Below are 15,219 nucleotides of genomic sequence, written 5' to 3'. Positions count from 1 at the left end.
AACGGGCCCTGCGCGGTTTGCCTTGCTCATTGGCTTGCCGGGTTGCTCTGTTTTCCTATGCCGGTTCGGCGGCGGCCTGGGCGGCTGCAAGTCTGGCTACAGGTACACGGAAGGGGGAGCAGCTGACATAGTCGAGGCCCAGCTGGTGGCAGAATGTAATGCTGTCGGGGTCGCCTCCGTGCTCGCCGCAGATACCCAGCTGGATATCCTTGCGGGTCTGTCTCCCCTCTTCGACGGCAATCTGCATAAGGCGTCCGACCCCCGAAACGTCGAGGCTGTGGAAGGGATTATTGTCGAGAACGTGCTGTCTGACGTATTCGGCCAGGAATTTGCCCTCTGCATCGTCACGGGAGTACCCGAAGGTTGTCTGGGTCAGATCGTTGGTCCCAAAGCTGAAGAAACTGGCGAACTCGGCAAGCTCCGAGGCCACAAGCGCTGCCCGGGGTACCTCGATCATTGTTCCGATCAGATAGGTGAGGTCGGTGATCCTCTGTTCCTGCAGAACTGTCTTCACTGTCTCCTCTACGGCTTCCCGAAGGCGGCGCATCTCCTCCCGGGTTCCGATCAAGGGAAGCATGATATCGGGAATCACCTTCCGCCCCTCTTTATGCAGCGTGCAGGCGGCTGTCATGACCGCACGAACCTGCATCTCGTAGATCTCAGGGTAGATGATGCCCAGCCGGCAGCCCCGGAAACCGAGCATAGGGTTGGCTTCCTGCAACGTGAGGACATTGTCGAGTTTCTTCTGGAGTTCATTCCTCTTTGTCTCGGCATCCGCCGAAGAATCGTTTTCCAGCGAATGCAACTCTTCGCGGAGCTCCACCTCGTCGGGGAGGAACTCGTGCAGCGGGGGATCGAGCAACCGTACCGTTACGGGGAAGCCCTCCATGGCCCGGAAGATGCCGGTAAAGTCTTCCGTCTGCATTGCCTCCAGCTCATTGAGGTGGGTGATACGATCCTCTTTCCTGTCGGCCATGATCATCCGCTGCACCACCGGAAGGCGTTCCTGGGCCATGAACATGTGTTCCGTTCTGCAGAGCCCTATTCCAACGGCGCCGAAGTCCCTTGCCTTGGCGGCGTCATCGGGGGTGTCGGCATTCGCCCATACCTGAAGTCTGGCCACCTTGTCTGCCTCCCGCAGAAGCTTTCGGAAGTCTTCGTCGAAGGAGGGCTGGACCAGTGGCACCTCGCCGAGCATCACCGTTCCTTCGGTTCCATCGATGGTGATGGTTTCCCCCTTCTTGACGACCGTTTCTCCAACCGTGAACCGTTCGTTTTTCAGGTCGATTTCCAGCGCATCGCAGCCCGAGACGCAGGGTTTTCCCAGGCCTCTGGCGACCACGGCGGCATGGCTTGTCATGCCGCCCCGGCTGGTCAAAACCCCCTGTGAGGCGAACAGACCGTGGATATCGTCGGGTGTTGTCTCGGGGCGGACCAGAATGATCTGTTCCTCGGCTTCGCCCTGATTTTTCGCGTCATCGGGATCGAAGACCACCTTGCCGACGGCGGCGCCCGGTGACGCGGGAAGGCCTTTGGCGAGAACGGTGATGTCCGCATCGGGATCGACCTGTTTGTGCAGAAGCTGTTCGACCTGAGTCGGTGTCACGCGGTGGACGGCCTCGGCCCCCCGCAGCACGCCTTCGTCCAGCATGTCCACGGCGATCCGGACGGCGGCCCGGGCGGTACGCTTGGCGTTCCTGGTCTGGAGCAGATAGAGTTTGCCCCGTTCCACAGTGAATTCGATATCCTGCACATCCTTGTAGTAGCTCTCCAGCTGTTGTGCTGTCTGCGTCAGCTCCCGGGCCACCTCCGGCATCTCATCGCTGAGCTGCTGGATATCCTCGGGGTTGCGTATCCCCGCCACTACATCTTCTCCCTGTGCGTTGATCAGGAACTCGCCGTAGAGCTTCGGTTCCCCCGTCGAGGGGTTTCGTGTGAAGCAGACACCGGTTCCGCAGTCGTTGCCAAGATTTCCGAAGACCATGGAAACGATGTTGACCGCCGTACCCAGATCGTGGGGGATCTTGTTGATGTTGCGGTAGGTGTAGGCGCGCTGGGTGTTCCAGCTGTTGAAGACCGCCTCGATCGCCTTGTAGAGTTGGTCCCAGGGGTCCATAGGGAATGGCGAGCCTGTGTTGGACTTGACGATGGTCTTGAACTTTTCGATCAACTCTTTCCAGGCCCCGGCGGGCATCTGGTAGTCGAAGTCAAGCTGCAGTTCCCGCTTTTTCTGCGTGATGAGAAAGTCGAACTCCTCCGCGTCGATGCCCAGCACCACGTCGGAGAACATCTGGATAAAGCGGCGGTAGCTGTCGTAGGCGAATCGTTCGTCGGAAGCGACATCGGCAAGCCGTTGCACACTTTGGTCGTTCAACCCCAGGTTGAGCACCGTGTCCATCATACCGGGCATGGAGATCGCGGCGCCGGAACGCACCGAGACCAGAAGGGGCGTTCCTTCGCCGTCAAAACGTTTTCCCGTCTCCTTTTCGAGCTCACGAAGGTGGCTCTGTACGCCTTGCCAGATCTCCTCCATCAGGGCGTTGGGGTTTTCCAGGAAGCGGTTGCACGCCTCCGTGCTGATAATGAATCCAGGAGGAACGGGCAGGCCCAGCTGCATCATCTGGGCCAGGTTGGCCCCCTTTCCTCCCAGCAGCGATTTCATGGATGCGTCGCCCTCTGCAAACCGGTAGATATACTTGGTACGTGCACACATGTCTTTTCCCCCCTATGCAGGACTCTGCCTTCCGGCAGGCTCCAGAATCACATCGATGATCTCCTGTGCCGTCTCTTCGGTCGCTCTGTTGGTCACGTTCAGTACAGGGCAGCCGATGCGTCTGAATATGTTCTTGGCGTACCGCAGCTCCTCTTCGATACGTTCCCACTGTGCATAGGTCGATATGTCTGCTTCAAGACCCATGACACGGAGTCGTTCCCTGCGGATTTGCATCAGTTTCTCCGATCTGATGGTCAGACCGATGACGCGTTTGGGATCTACCTCGAAAAGCTCCTCCGAGGGTGTCATCTCCGGGAAAAGGGGGATGTTCGCCACCATAAATCCCTTTTGGGCGAGATACATGGAAAGCGGCGTTTTGCTCGCTCTGGATACACCGATGATGATGACATCCGCCTGACTGAGCAGTTCGGGGCTACGCCCATCATCACATTTTATCGCAAACTCTATCGCCTTGACTCTCCTGAAGTATTCTTCGTCCATACGCCGCAGAAGCCCCGGGGTCTCCAGGGGTGGGCTTTCGAGACGCGACTCGAGGATATCCAGGATCGGCCCCAAAAGGTCTACAAGGTCCAGCTCCAGCTCCTGGGCCTTGGTGACGAATTCCTGGCGCAGCTGCTGATCCACCAGCGTGCAGATGATCACAGGTCGCTCGGCAACGGCCTCCTCGAGCACGTGCTGCATTCGTTCCACGGTGTTGACATACTTGTACCGTGAAATGGTGGTGGCGCCCCGTCCGAACTGACTGGCGGCGGCTCTGGCGACATGTTCCGCTGTCTCTCCGGTAAAGTCCGAAACCACAAAGATTTTTAGCGACATACTCTTCTCCTTTCGAGTATGCAAAATAAAGGAGAGATGAAGCCTCAGCTACATCCCTCCCTATTGTAACGGTTCAACGGCGGTAAGAAAACAACGACTGAGCCTTCGCTGCGCTTATTTCGTTTTCATCCGCCCCAAGTCGCCAATCTGATCGAACAGACGTTTGACCCGATACAGGAGTCCGAGGCGGTTTTGACGTTTCGTTGCGTTCTGGTCCATCACCATGACCTCGTCGAAGAAACGCGAGATGTGTGGTTCCAGCTGGGCGAGTTGTTCCATGAGCAGCTGCCACCTGTTCTGCTCCACAGCCTTGTTGACCTCGTCGGCGACCTCATCAAGAGAGCTGTGGAGGGCCTGTTCCGCCTCTTCATCAAAGAGAGCGGCATCGTATTCCTGAGGTACGGGTTCCGCCTTGCTCAAGATATTCCCAACCCTGCCTGCCGAGAGAGCCAGGCCCTGGAACCACTCCTTGTCCCGCACCGATTCGAGTGTCTTGGCCAGGGCGAGGGTTTGGACAGGTCGCAGGGGGGCCACGGCGAGAGCTACTGTGGCGGAGTCATGGCTGATGTCCTTCTGTTTGATCTGGACAAGCAGTCTCTGTTGCAGAAAGGCACGGACCTTCTCCCGGGTTTCTGCGGAACCGCCCACGAGTGTGCAGGCTTCCTCGATCAGCGTCCCCAGATTCAGGTCGATATTCAGCCCCCAGAGCACCTCGTTGATGCATCTGGCTGCCCGCCGCAAGGCATAGGGGTCCTGTGAACCTGTCGGTTCCAGGCCGACACTCATGCATGCCACGATCGTGTCCATACGATCTGCGATACCGAGCAGTGCTCCCAGTTCGCCTCTGGGCAGCTCTCCTCCTGCAGCGGCGGGAAGGTACTGCTCGTAGAGAGCGGCGGCGATATCCCTGGGTTCGCCACTTTGCAGCGCGTACTCCCTACCCATGATGCCCGTCAGTTCAGGGAGTTCATAGATCATGCTGGTGACCTGATCGGCTTTGGACAGCAGGGCAACCCGATCCAGCTTGGACAGGAAAGCCGCGTCCCTGTCGAGAGCGCGCCCCACAGAAGCGGCCAGACGGCGGACCCGTGCCGTCTTTTCCCAGACCGAACCAAGCTTCTCCTGGTACACTACGTTTTTCAGCGCCTCGGTTTTCCCTTCCAGGGGGGTTTTGAGGTCTTCCTGCCAGTAGAAGGCGGCATCGGAGAGTCGGGCTTTCAGGACACGTTCGTTTCCTTCGCGGACCACCTTCATGTTCGAGGCTCTGTTGTTGCTGACGCCGATAAAGTAGTGCTGGAGATTCCCCTGATCGTCTTCAACCGGGAAGTAGCGCTGGTGGTGTTGCATGGTTATCTTCAGCACCTCCGGCGGCATTTCGAGGAACGCCTCGTCGAAGTTGCCGTAGAAGGGGACCGGGTACTCCACAAGAAAGAGGTTCTCCTGAATCAGGTCTTCCTCCAGTGATGCCCGTACTCCGAGTTCCTTTTCAATCGCGGCAATGCCGCTCAGCATCTTTTCTCGACGCTTCGCCGGATCTACGATGACATAGTTATCATACATGCGGTCGAGGTAGTCTCTGGGAGAGGGGATGGGGACCCGTTTTTTGCCCAGGAAACGGTGCCCCCGGGAGACATTGCCGGCGGTCACACCGGCGATTTCGAGCGGGAGCACCTCTTCCCCCAGGAGGGCTACAATCCATCGGATCGGACGGGCGAATCTGAAGGAAGGATCATTCCAGTACATATTCTTGGGGAAGACGAGACGCCTGATCATTGATTGCAGGATACCGGGAAGCACCTCCCGGGCCTCGGCCCCGGAGTGCCGAGCGTGAGCGAAGGCGAACTCGTCGTTCCCCACTGTTTGCATGACAAGATCTTCAACGCTGACGCCCTTGCTGCGCGCAAAGCCCTTTGCCGCCTTGGTGGGCATCCCGTGCGTGTCGAAAGCCTGGCTCCACCTGGGCCCCTTGAACTCCTCCACGGCATCCTCCTGACGGAGAGCGACACCTTTCACCATGAGGGTGATACGGCGCGGCGTGCCCGCGGTGGAGATCTCCCCGTGAGGGAGGCGCGACGAACTGAGCTCCTCCTGGGCCACTTCCTTGAGTGCTTCGAGCACCCATTCCATGTATCCGGCGGGAATCTCCTCGGTTCCGATTTCCAGCAAGACGTTTGTCTTTTCCATAGCGATCACCCTACCATCTATCCAATGAACTTTTCGGCAAGCGGGTGTTCCAGCTCCGCTCTCTGGTTGACATAGGCTTCACAGCAACGGGCGGCGATTGCCCGTACGCGGGCGATATACCCGGTGCGTTCCGTTACGCTGATCGCACTCCGTGCGTCCAGCAGATTGAACGTGTGGGAACACTTTAACACGTAGTCGTACGCAGGGAGGACCAGCCCCAGTTCAGCCAGACGTCTGGCTTCCTGTTCGTACTTGGAAAAGAGGAGAAAGAGCATCTCTACATCGGATTGATCGAAATTGTAGGTCGAATGCTCCACTTCACCCATGAAATGAACGTCTCCGTAGGTGATGTCATCAACCCATTTCAGATCGAAGATGCTGTCCACCTTCTGGACGTACATAGCGATGCGTTCGATCCCGTAGGTTAACTCAACAGGCACCGGATTCATGTCGATGCCACCAACCTGCTGGAAGTAGGTGAACTGGGTGATCTCCATCCCATCAAGCCACACTTCCCAGCCCAGTCCCCAGGCGCCGATCGTCGGTGACTCCCAATCATCCTCGACAAACCGGATATCGTGCTCGAGCGGGTCGATCCCGAGGGCCGTCAGGCTCTCCAGGTAGATCTCCTGGATATCATCAGGGGTGGGTTGCAGGATGACCTGATACTGATAGTAGTGCTGGAGTCGATTGGGGTTTTCTCCGTATCTTCCGTCGGTCGGCCTTCTTGAAGGTTCCACGTAGGCGACCTTCCACGGTTCCGGGCCGAGCACCCGAAGCGTTGTCGCAGGGTTCATCGTTCCGGCTCCGAGCTCAATGTCGTAGGGTTGTTGGATGATACATCCCTTTTCAGCCCAAAAGCGCTCCAAGCGTAGGATAATCTCCTGGAGATTCATACCCAGCCTCCTTATCGGTATATATAAATATAATGTAATGTTGCTTTTTTCGGATGCCTGTGTGCTTCCCCGGGCAGGTCTTATTGACTTTCCAGTATTGTACGGGCGAATCGCGACCACAAACCCCACTCTACGGCGAGCGCCCTGCATTGGTGGTGCCAATAAAAGAAATCCTGACGATTGAGTGTGGTCGCCTCTCGGAGTGCCTGGAGCGTAGCGGGGTCCACCCAAATCGCTTTGGCATGCCCAGGACACCGTTTTTTGCAGGGAGAACACACAAAGCCCTCCGTTGTCCAGTATCCCTTTTCGACCCTTTGACCACAACGGACACAACGCGTGAAGTCGGGTGCCACGCCCCATGCCTTCATCCAATACCAGAAAAAACGCCATTCCAGACTGGGGATATTTTCGCTTGAGCCAAGCATTGTCAGATGCCAGTAGAACTGGCCCAGCAATTCGTTGGTTTCTATGCCTGCAGGGAGATACCTGTCCATCATGGCTGCCCACGAGCATGCGACTCGGAGACGTTCCGGGGCGGATCGGACTCTCCACAACACGTCCTTTTCCGCCATATCCTGCAGGATTATCCCGCGCGGACTCCGATAGAGATAGAATTCCGCCCAGACCAGGGGTTCCGTCCCCCCTCCGAAACGCACCTTCCCCCTGGCGGCCCCGGGAGCGCGCACGTAGATTTTCCCTTTTTTGCGCACAACGAGGCAGATCCGCATATCCCCCTCAGGTGTGGTGGTCCGTTTGAGCACGACACCCTGAACGGCGAGAAACCCCTGTGGTTCCATGATTCCACTACTTTACAGGTACCCGAGTTCCTGGAGTCTCCGGGGGTTTGTTTTCCAGTCCTTGCGGACTTGTACCCAGAGATCCAGGTAAACCTTCTGACCGAATTGTTGCTCCAAAGCGGTTCTGGAGGTCTTCCCTATGTTTTTCAGCATAGCGCCGTTTTTGCCGATAAGTATGCCTTTTTGACCGGTTCGGCGTACCAGAATGGTGGCGCGTATGTACAGGACCCGACGTTCCGGATATTCCTCAGGCGATTTGAATTCTTCGATTTTGACTGCCGTGTCATGCGGTACCTCCTCTTTGGCTACGAGGAATATCTGTTCCCGGATCAGCTCCCCGGCGAGGAAACGTTCGCTCTGGTCGGATAACTGCTCTTCAGGATAGAGCGGAGGCGATTCGGGAAGATAGGCGATGCATTGACTCAGGAGTTCGTCGCAACCATCGCCACGCAGTGCCGATACGGCGACGACCTCCCGGGGGTTCAGTTCCGACCATGCTTTGCGTACCTTTTCCAGGAGGTCGCTTTCTGTACAGATGTCGATTTTATTGAGTATGAGCAGTACGGGAACCCTGACCGAACGCAGTGTCTCCCGGAGTAGCCGTTCTTCCTCTCCGCTTCGCGAACGTGTAGCGTCGAGGATGAGACCTATACAGTCAATGCCCTCGGTGGCAGTGTGGACCTGCTCTACCATGTGTTCCCCAAGGACGTGATGCGGTGTGTGGATACCAGGGGTGTCGATAAAGATGAGCTGGGCTTCCCCGGTCGTGATGATAGTACGCGCATTTTTCCTTGTTGTCTGGGGAACATGAGAAACGATGCAGGATTTCTCACCTGCCAGACGGTTGATCAACGAGGATTTCCCGGCGTTTGGGCGACCGATCAGGGAAATGAATCCGCAACGGAATGGGATACTCATGGACGAAATGGATAGGGGTACAGATCCTGCATGGGAAGAAGCAGCGGTTTCTTTCCGTTCTCCCAATCTTCGAGCAGGACCTTTACATCAGGCGCAAACTCCTGCAGAACCTGGCGACATGCCCCGCAGGGGTAACAGGGACCGATATCCGCGGCTACTATGGCTATCGCCAGGATGGGTGCATCGGATCTGCATCTCCAGTTTCCTATCGCTACGCGTTCGGCGCAGATCGTGAGACCGTAACTCCCATTCTCGATATTACAGCCGCCGAACACCTCCATTTTTTCGGTCAGGAGTGCTGCGCCAACGGGGAAGCGGGAGTAGGGCGCATAGGCCCGCTGTACAAGGCTGCGGGCTGTTTCCAGTAACTGTTCAGGCGATACAGCCCAAACAGAAGGCCAGTCGACATTGTTCTGCACAACCACTCCTCCTCTTTATTCCTTCTCTGCATTTTCGCCAGACTGAAACCGATCTTCGTCGTACTGCAGACGGAGCAGTTTGATCCGGTGGTCTTCCACCTCGAGAACCTCGATCACCCAGGGCCCGTAGTAGACAATATTCCCCTTTTCGGGGAATCGTCCGGTGAGGGAGAGAATCAGGCCGCCCAGGCTGTCCACATCCTCCGATTGAAAGGAGTAGCCCAGGCGCTCCGAAAGCTCCTCGAGATTTACATATCCCTCGGCCAGATAGCTGGACTCCGATTCCTTCTGTATGGCGGGGGCTTCCTGATCGTACTCATCCTGGATCTCGCCCACGATTTCCTCAAGCAGATCCTCCAGGGTAATAAGGCCGGCTGTTCCCCCGTACTCATCCACCACGATCGCCATATGGGTCCGTTCGCGTTTCATGAGCTCAAAGAGCTCGCTGGTCCGGACAACCTCGGGAACGAAGAGGGCCACACGCTGGATTTCGGAGATATGTGCGTCCATTCTTCCTCCCGAAAGCGCACCGATGATATCTTTCACGTAGAGGATGCCCGAGATCTTGTCCAAACCTTCTTCAAAAACAGGAATACGGGAATGCCCGTATTCCTGAAACACCGCCACCGCCTCATGGATGGTGCGTTCGGAAGATATGGCCACCATGTCCATTCTCGGCACCATGATTTCGCAGGCCCTGGTTTCTTCAAACGAGATGATGCCGTGGATCATCCTCCGCTCTTCCGTCTCCAGGGCACCCGAGGCCTCCCCCATGCGCACGAGTTGTTCCACCTCTTCCCGGGTTACAAACGTATGCTGTGGGGAGAGGTCGATGCGGGTTAGAATACCCAGGAATCTCACAATCTTCGTGAGGCCCCACAAAATCGGCAAGAACACGAGATAGGTCAATCGCAGTACAGGCAACGTAAAAAAGAGAATGTGCTCAGAACGGATGATGGCGACACTTTTGGGAAAGATTTCTCCAAAGATGACAATCAGTGTCGTCATGCCGATAATAGCGTAGAGTACACCCTGATTTCCAAAGAGCCTTACCGAGATGGTCGTTGCGAGAGCACTTGCAGCGATGTTGATCAGGTTATTTGCCACAAGGGTAGCCGTCAACGCACCCTGGGTGTCGTTCATCAACCAGCTGTAAAATCTTTTGAGTATTGGATGTCGCTCCTGAAGCGATGTCAGCTTTGCGCGACTTGTTGCAGTGATGGCCGTTTCGGTGCTACTGAACAGTGCTGAAAGAACGAGCAGAACAACAAGCGATGCCAGATTGCCGGTTATGTCATCTCCCACAGAGCCATCAGACCTCCCTATCACTGTGAGGGAACGTGAGGCCTAATTGCTTGCCTGCCTCGTCCAGGTATCTCTGCTGCACCTTCCACATAGCAGCCTCACGTTCTGAAGTATCGTGATCCCAACCCAACAAATGCAAAAAACCGTGTATCAGCACAAGCAGACTCTCCTGTACAAGCTGAACCTGATGAAAGGCCGCATTCTCCCGGATAACGGCGGGGCACAGAACGATATCCCCAAGCGGTACCTCGGCCCAATCCAGGGGCGGAGAAAAGCTCCCGTTATTTTCCCAAAGGGGGAAGGACAATACATCCGTCGGTTCATCAAATCCCCGGTACTGCTCGTTGATATCCTGTACTTCCGCCGGCGGGAGGATAACAAGCGCGACCTCCACTGTGGGTATCTGAAGAAGCTGGGGGTGCTCTTTACGTACAATGGTATCGTAGAGTGCCGCGATGTTGTCGAGGTGCACCCCGGCATCCTCCAGGCCTAGTTCGGCTTTATCCAGGTGCTCTATACAATCCAACTCGATATTCATTATACAACTCCCTGCTCTACCGATGCGGTTTCCTCTTTGCGTTCCTGCGGGAAATTCTGAATCTTCCTGGAATGATACATAGATCGGAGCGTATTGGTGAAGCTGAATTTTATGGCGGCGAGGTCGGCAAGGGTAAACTGGACATAGTCAAGCTGTCCTTCGGAGATCTTGGCTTGAACGACGTCATTCACCAACTCCTCAAGCTCTCCTACTTGGGCGATGGAGCTTCCAGCTCCACGCACCGCTGCCTCTACCGAGTCGGCCAGCATGACAATGGCTGTTTCCCTGGAGCGTGGCCGCGGGCCGGGGTAGGTAAACTGTTCCGGCTGGATGGAGACGTTCTCCAGCTTCGCCTTTTTGTAAAAGTAGGAGAGCATGGTTGTCCCGTGATGCTCCGTAATGAAATCGCACAATTTTGCCGGAAGCTTATAGTTCTTTGCCAGCTTTTCTCCATCGCGAACGTGAGCGATAATGACCAGCGCAGAGAGGGTCGGTGCCATTTCATCATGCGGGTTGGTTGTGAACAGCTGGTTTTCGACAAAATAGTCCGGGCGTTTTAGCTTTCCGATATCATGATAGTAGGCTCCAGTACGCACAAGCAATCCGTCCAGGCCCACCTCGTCGGCGGCATTTTCAGCCAATGTCCCCACCATGAGCGTGTGGTGGTAGGTACCCGGAGCCTCCAGCTGGAGCCGTTTCAGGAGTGCACTGCCCGGCTGGCTCAGTTCCATGAGACGTAAGGGTGAAAGCACGTCGAACATCTTTTCCCAGAGTGGCAAAAGTGCGATGAGCATCGTGTCCAGCAATAAGGCCAGAAAGGGATATAATAGGAGACGTAGCCACGACAGCTCTTCCCCCCGGGTCCATAGAGCGGCAATGGCCATCGCGACGGCGCCTACAGTGAGAAAAAAGAGTTCCTTCCATACCTGAGAGCGGCTCTGTATACTCCGAAACAGAACGAGACCGGCTCCGCTTGTCACTGCCGTCACCAGATAGATAATGGCGGTTGCCGCCAGGGAAAAGTCCGTGGCCACTATTCCGGCGATCAGCCCGCCACCGATGATCACCACATGTGCCAGCGAGTGAGGAAGAGTGAGATAGCCCCAGCCGGCAAGCAGGATCATGCCGAGCCCGTAGAAGCCGAATCTCGCAGAGGATATCTCCACACCCCATGTGATGCAAAAGAGTACAAGGGTAAAACTCCGAAACAGACTGCGCTGTTGCGGAAAAAGTGTTTTCCATCCGGAGATGAACCAGGAGGCCCACAGGAGCGCTACCGCAATGGCGAGCACCATATGCTCAACAGGGAAATGGCTCGGGGGATATCCCTGCCGTGCAAGGATTGTGCCGATAAAGGGGGTGACCGTTTCCCCTTTTTCCACAATTACGTCGCCAGGGTGCACGCTGCGTTCCACTGGTGGAACAGAACCGCGCAGCTCCTGCCTGACTTCGTCTGTCAGTTCCCTATCCTCTCTTTGAGCCTGCGTTACAAGGTGATCGATAAGCTGGTACGCAAGATTGCGCTGTGCCGGCGAGAGATCCCGTTTTTGGATACGTGACCAGACGTCGCGTTTGTCTTCATTGCTGTAGAGTCCCTGCCTGATCACCCCGGAGCCGATTGACGAAGCGGCTCTGAGGAGCGTGAGTCGATCCTCAGACGGCAACCGGTCCAAACGGAGCCGGAGTGCTTCCGGAAGCAGTTTCCCTTCCTCTTTCCTTTCTCCCCCCTGGCGGAGGTATTTCCCCTGGGAGAGAGCTTCCACGGAATCCGTAAACTGTGAGGGGCTTCTGATCACTACGCCGGCCACCCGGTCTGAGACATAGTCTTTGAGGATATTCGTGATCCGTTGATCGGGAAACCGCATTGAAGAGAGAGCCAGATAGGTTTTGGGGGCAGCCCTCCCAATCTGGAATCCGTTCTGTCCCGCACGAAGTTGCCAGTTCACGATAAGGAGTAACAGCGCCATCACAACCAGCACAAGGCAGAAGGTGCTGGTTGAGGACAGAAACTTCCGTGCTATAGAGAGCGAAGACGCCCAATGGGTTCTACCGTTCGAAGTTTTCATAGGCCTGAACTATCCGCTGCACAATTTCATGGCGCACGACATCTTCCTTATCAAGGGACGTGAACGCGATTCCCTCCAGCCCGTAGAGGATTTTATGCACGATTTCCAGTCCCGAGCCCTTTCCGGAAGGGAGATCAACCTGTGTGATGTCCCCTGTTACCACGACCTGGGAGCCGAACCCCATCCGTGTTAAAAACATTTTCATCTGCTCAGGTGTGGTATTTTGAGCTTCATCCAGGATGATGAAACTGTCGTTCAGCGTACGCCCTCTCATATATGCCAGCGGGGCGATTTCTATGACATTTTTATCTACATATCTCATGAACCGCTCGGGAGTGAGAAGGTCATAGAACGCATCATACAGAGGTCGCAAGTAGGGTTCTATCTTTTCTTTCAGATCTCCAGGGAGATACCCAAGGCTTTCCCCCGCTTCCACTGCAGGCCGTACCAGGATAATACGGCTGATCATTTTTTCCTTGAGCGCCGCGACCGCCATGGCCACGGCGAGATATGTCTTGCCTGTTCCGGCGGGGCCAATACAGAATACGACGTGATTTGCACGGATTGCCTGAAGGTAACGCTGCTGGCCGGCGGTTTGGGGTCGGACAGGCTTCCCTCTTGTGGTGAAACAGATGATTTCTTCATGCAGCGAAGCCAAGTCTAAAGCCTCTCCCTGAGCGAGGGTGTCCATGCCATAGCGCAACTCCGAGGCGGTGATACGGTGGCCCCGCTGCGCAACGGTTTTCACCTCTTGAATGAGGCGTCCTACAATGGCTACAGCATGCCGGTCAGGCCCCTGTATGGTGATCGTTTCTCCTCTCGCTACAATCTGTACGGGATACCGTTCTTCGATAAGCCGGAGATTCGAATCGTTTTGCCCCAATATCCGCATGAGTGGTTCAGCGGGGATCGATTCTACCCATTGGTAGGATCCGTCCACGTATTCCAGTTCTTTCTTTGAGTCTTCTCTGTGTGTCACGCCTACCTTCGCCTAACCCTGCACAACCGCCTTCACATCAGGCAGTTCCGAGATCAGGATGGCCTCTACGTGTCCACGTAACGTTTCCCGGGCAAATGGGCAGGAGCCGCAGGCTCCCGTCAGCTCTACCTGTACAACGCCACTCTGCTCGTCATAGGACTTAAACTCGATATCACCGCCATGGCTCTGCAGGGCGGGTCGGACCTTTTCATCGATGAGATTCACGATATCTTGCTTATTAATCATATAGGTTATCCTCCAATAGAATAATCTCTTCGCCTCTCTGTGGTGGTTGAACCTGTGTAGCGTACAACCTCACAGCCGCTTATGCAACGTTCGATACCACGGCAGGAAACCACCGGAAGGGCCTATTTCTGTTTGCTTTCTTTCCAATAGGCTTCAAGCTCTTCCAGTTCATGCTGTACCCATCCCCCTGCTGTTTCTTCCACTCTCTGTTCCACATATTCAAAGCGTTTGGTAAACTTTTCGTTGGCCTCCTGCAGCAGGAGTTCTGCATCCATGTCAAGTCGTCTGCTAAGATTTACAAGAGCAAAGAAAAGATCTCCGAGTTCCTCTTCTATGTGTTGTTGGTTCTCATGCTGCATTGCTTCCTGCACCTCTTGAAGCTCCTCTTCGATTTTGCCAAAAACGGCTTCCTGATCACCCTTTGGCCAGTCGAATCCAACTTTTGCCGCCCGTTCCTGCAGCTGGTGGGCGCGGATAAGGGCAGGAAGGGATTGTGGAATGCCACTGAGTCGGCTCTTCCGGGTTGTTTTTTTCTTCTCTTCAGCTTTGATCTCATCCCAATTCCTGCTGACGTCACTGCTGGTGTCCACGTTCACATTGCCAAACACGTGCGGGTGGCGTCGCACCAGTTTCTCTGAGATGGCGTCAAGGACACCCGAAATATCAAACCACTGGTGCTCTTTGGCGATTTGGCTGATAAAGATAACCTGAAGCAAGAGATCCCCGCACTCTTCGCGTATATCTTCTGCATCTTCTTTATTGATGGCCTGAATGAGCTCGTAGGCCTCTTCAATGATGTATGGTCGCAATGACCGGAGATTCTGCTCTCTATCCCAGGGACAGCCGTCGGGAGCACGGAGCTGCTCCATGATTCCCGCCAATCGGTCAAAGGGATGTTCCTTCGGTTCCCCCAAGGTGTGACGCCTCCTCTCAATGGGTCGTGGTGGCTTTATCTTCTTTCTCCGTAAGGTATCTCTTGAATATCCTGTTCAAATCTTGCAGACCAGCGGTTCCTCCCGGCCCGTGGAGCCACTGCGCCCCGCTCTCCCGTATCCACCGCTGCTTTTCTGCACCAAGCGCAACCAACAGCTCTGCCGGACCCTTTACCCGTACTGCCTCCGGGGATATGGAAATGTTTTGTATGTCCAGAGCTGTTGCAAGGATTCGTGCTGTGGTTGCGTCCAGCAGGGTCTTGGTATCCGGTGGAAGGGCCCCGAATCTGTCCGCCATCTCGGAGGCAAGCTGTTCAACCTCCGCTGTTTCCCGAGATTGCAAGAGCCTTCTGTAGAGCGCGATCCGCACATTTTCCTGAGGGATATAC

The 15,219-nt window shown here is 55.6% G+C and carries 14 protein-coding genes; all 14 read right to left on the bottom strand.

Annotation, left to right across the window (positions count from 1 at the left end):
• Window positions 1-55: 55 nt before the first annotated feature.
• Window positions 56-2,713: a pyruvate, phosphate dikinase gene (gene ppdK / locus K9L28_03465; GenBank protein MCF7935390.1), complete on the bottom strand. Its 2,658-nt coding sequence runs from the start codon at window positions 2,711-2,713 to the stop codon at window positions 56-58.
• A 12-nt stretch (window positions 2,714-2,725) separates the two neighbouring features.
• The gene (locus tag K9L28_03460) at window positions 2,726-3,550 is read right to left on the bottom strand and encodes a kinase/pyrophosphorylase (protein MCF7935389.1); all 825 of its coding nucleotides are present in this window, start codon (window positions 3,548-3,550) and stop codon (window positions 2,726-2,728) included.
• Between the two features lie 114 nt (window positions 3,551-3,664).
• The gene (gene glyS, locus K9L28_03455; protein MCF7935388.1) at window positions 3,665-5,734 is read right to left on the bottom strand and encodes a glycine--tRNA ligase subunit beta; all 2,070 of its coding nucleotides are present in this window, start codon (window positions 5,732-5,734) and stop codon (window positions 3,665-3,667) included.
• Window positions 5,735-5,751: 17 nt separating this feature from the next.
• Entirely contained in the window at window positions 5,752-6,630 is an 879-nt protein-coding gene (glyQ, locus tag K9L28_03450; protein ID MCF7935387.1) for a glycine--tRNA ligase subunit alpha, read from the bottom strand.
• 80 nt (window positions 6,631-6,710) lie between these two features.
• Entirely contained in the window at window positions 6,711-7,427 is a 717-nt protein-coding gene (recO, locus tag K9L28_03445) for a DNA repair protein RecO (GenBank protein MCF7935386.1), read from the bottom strand.
• A 12-nt stretch (window positions 7,428-7,439) separates the two neighbouring features.
• The gene (gene era, locus K9L28_03440; protein ID MCF7935385.1) at window positions 7,440-8,345 is read right to left on the bottom strand and encodes a GTPase Era; all 906 of its coding nucleotides are present in this window, start codon (window positions 8,343-8,345) and stop codon (window positions 7,440-7,442) included.
• Window positions 8,342-8,764 carry a cytidine deaminase gene (locus K9L28_03435; GenBank protein ID MCF7935384.1) on the bottom strand — a complete coding sequence of 141 codons (423 nt, stop codon included), beginning with the start codon at window positions 8,762-8,764 and terminating at the stop codon, window positions 8,342-8,344. Before K9L28_03435 ends, era begins: the two co-directional genes overlap by 4 nt.
• Before the next feature lie 15 nt (window positions 8,765-8,779).
• Window positions 8,780-10,069, bottom strand: coding sequence for a hemolysin family protein (locus tag K9L28_03430; protein MCF7935383.1), 1,290 nt, complete (start codon window positions 10,067-10,069; stop codon window positions 8,780-8,782).
• Between the two features lie 7 nt (window positions 10,070-10,076).
• A complete protein-coding gene (gene ybeY, locus K9L28_03425) occupies window positions 10,077-10,607 on the bottom strand; it encodes an rRNA maturation RNase YbeY (GenBank protein MCF7935382.1) in 531 nt (176 codons plus the stop codon).
• A complete protein-coding gene (locus K9L28_03420; GenBank protein ID MCF7935381.1) occupies window positions 10,607-12,574 on the bottom strand; it encodes an HDIG domain-containing protein in 1,968 nt (655 codons plus the stop codon). The genes ybeY and K9L28_03420 overlap by 1 nt, the downstream gene beginning before the upstream one ends.
• Window positions 12,575-12,653: 79 nt before the next feature.
• The gene (locus tag K9L28_03415; protein MCF7935380.1) at window positions 12,654-13,565 is read right to left on the bottom strand and encodes a PhoH family protein; all 912 of its coding nucleotides are present in this window, start codon (window positions 13,563-13,565) and stop codon (window positions 12,654-12,656) included.
• 99 nt (window positions 13,566-13,664) lie between these two features.
• On the bottom strand, window positions 13,665-13,898 hold the full coding sequence (locus K9L28_03410; GenBank protein ID MCF7935379.1) for a NifU family protein: 234 nt from the start codon (window positions 13,896-13,898) through the stop codon (window positions 13,665-13,667).
• 122 nt (window positions 13,899-14,020) lie between these two features.
• On the bottom strand, window positions 14,021-14,767 hold the full coding sequence (mazG, locus tag K9L28_03405; protein ID MCF7935378.1) for a nucleoside triphosphate pyrophosphohydrolase: 747 nt from the start codon (window positions 14,765-14,767) through the stop codon (window positions 14,021-14,023).
• A gap of 61 nt (window positions 14,768-14,828) precedes the next feature.
• A partial coding sequence (locus K9L28_03400) for a hypothetical protein (protein ID MCF7935377.1) occupies window positions 14,829-15,219 on the bottom strand: 391 nt, incomplete at its 5' end.

It is taken from the genome of Synergistales bacterium, assembly GCA_021736445.1.
GTDB lineage: Bacteria > Synergistota > Synergistia > Synergistales > Aminiphilaceae > JAIPGA01.
Note: the sequence above shows the minus strand (reverse complement) of the source record. Positions and strands in the feature narration are given on the sequence as shown.

Coding starts and splice junctions, on each gene's coding strand:
- ppdK (MCF7935390.1), bottom strand. CDS start 2,713: ATGTGTGCACGTACCAAGTATATCTACCGGTTTGCAGAGGGCGACGCA.
- K9L28_03460 (MCF7935389.1), bottom strand. CDS start 3,550: ATGTCGCTAAAAATCTTTGTGGTTTCGGACTTTACCGGAGAGACAGCG.
- glyS (MCF7935388.1), bottom strand. CDS start 5,734: ATGGAAAAGACAAACGTCTTGCTGGAAATCGGAACCGAGGAGATTCCC.
- glyQ (MCF7935387.1), bottom strand. CDS start 6,630: ATGAATCTCCAGGAGATTATCCTACGCTTGGAGCGCTTTTGGGCTGAA.
- recO (MCF7935386.1), bottom strand. CDS start 7,427: ATGGAACCACAGGGGTTTCTCGCCGTTCAGGGTGTCGTGCTCAAACGG.
- era (MCF7935385.1), bottom strand. CDS start 8,345: ATGAGTATCCCATTCCGTTGCGGATTCATTTCCCTGATCGGTCGCCCA.
- ybeY (MCF7935382.1), bottom strand. CDS start 10,607: ATGAATATCGAGTTGGATTGTATAGAGCACCTGGATAAAGCCGAACTA.
- K9L28_03420 (MCF7935381.1), bottom strand. CDS start 12,574: ATGGCGCTGTTACTCCTTATCGTGAACTGGCAACTTCGTGCGGGACAG.
- K9L28_03415 (MCF7935380.1), bottom strand. CDS start 13,565: ATGCGGATATTGGGGCAAAACGATTCGAATCTCCGGCTTATCGAAGAA.
- K9L28_03410 (MCF7935379.1), bottom strand. CDS start 13,898: ATGATTAATAAGCAAGATATCGTGAATCTCATCGATGAAAAGGTCCGA.
- mazG (MCF7935378.1), bottom strand. CDS start 14,767: ATGGAGCAGCTCCGTGCTCCCGACGGCTGTCCCTGGGATAGAGAGCAG.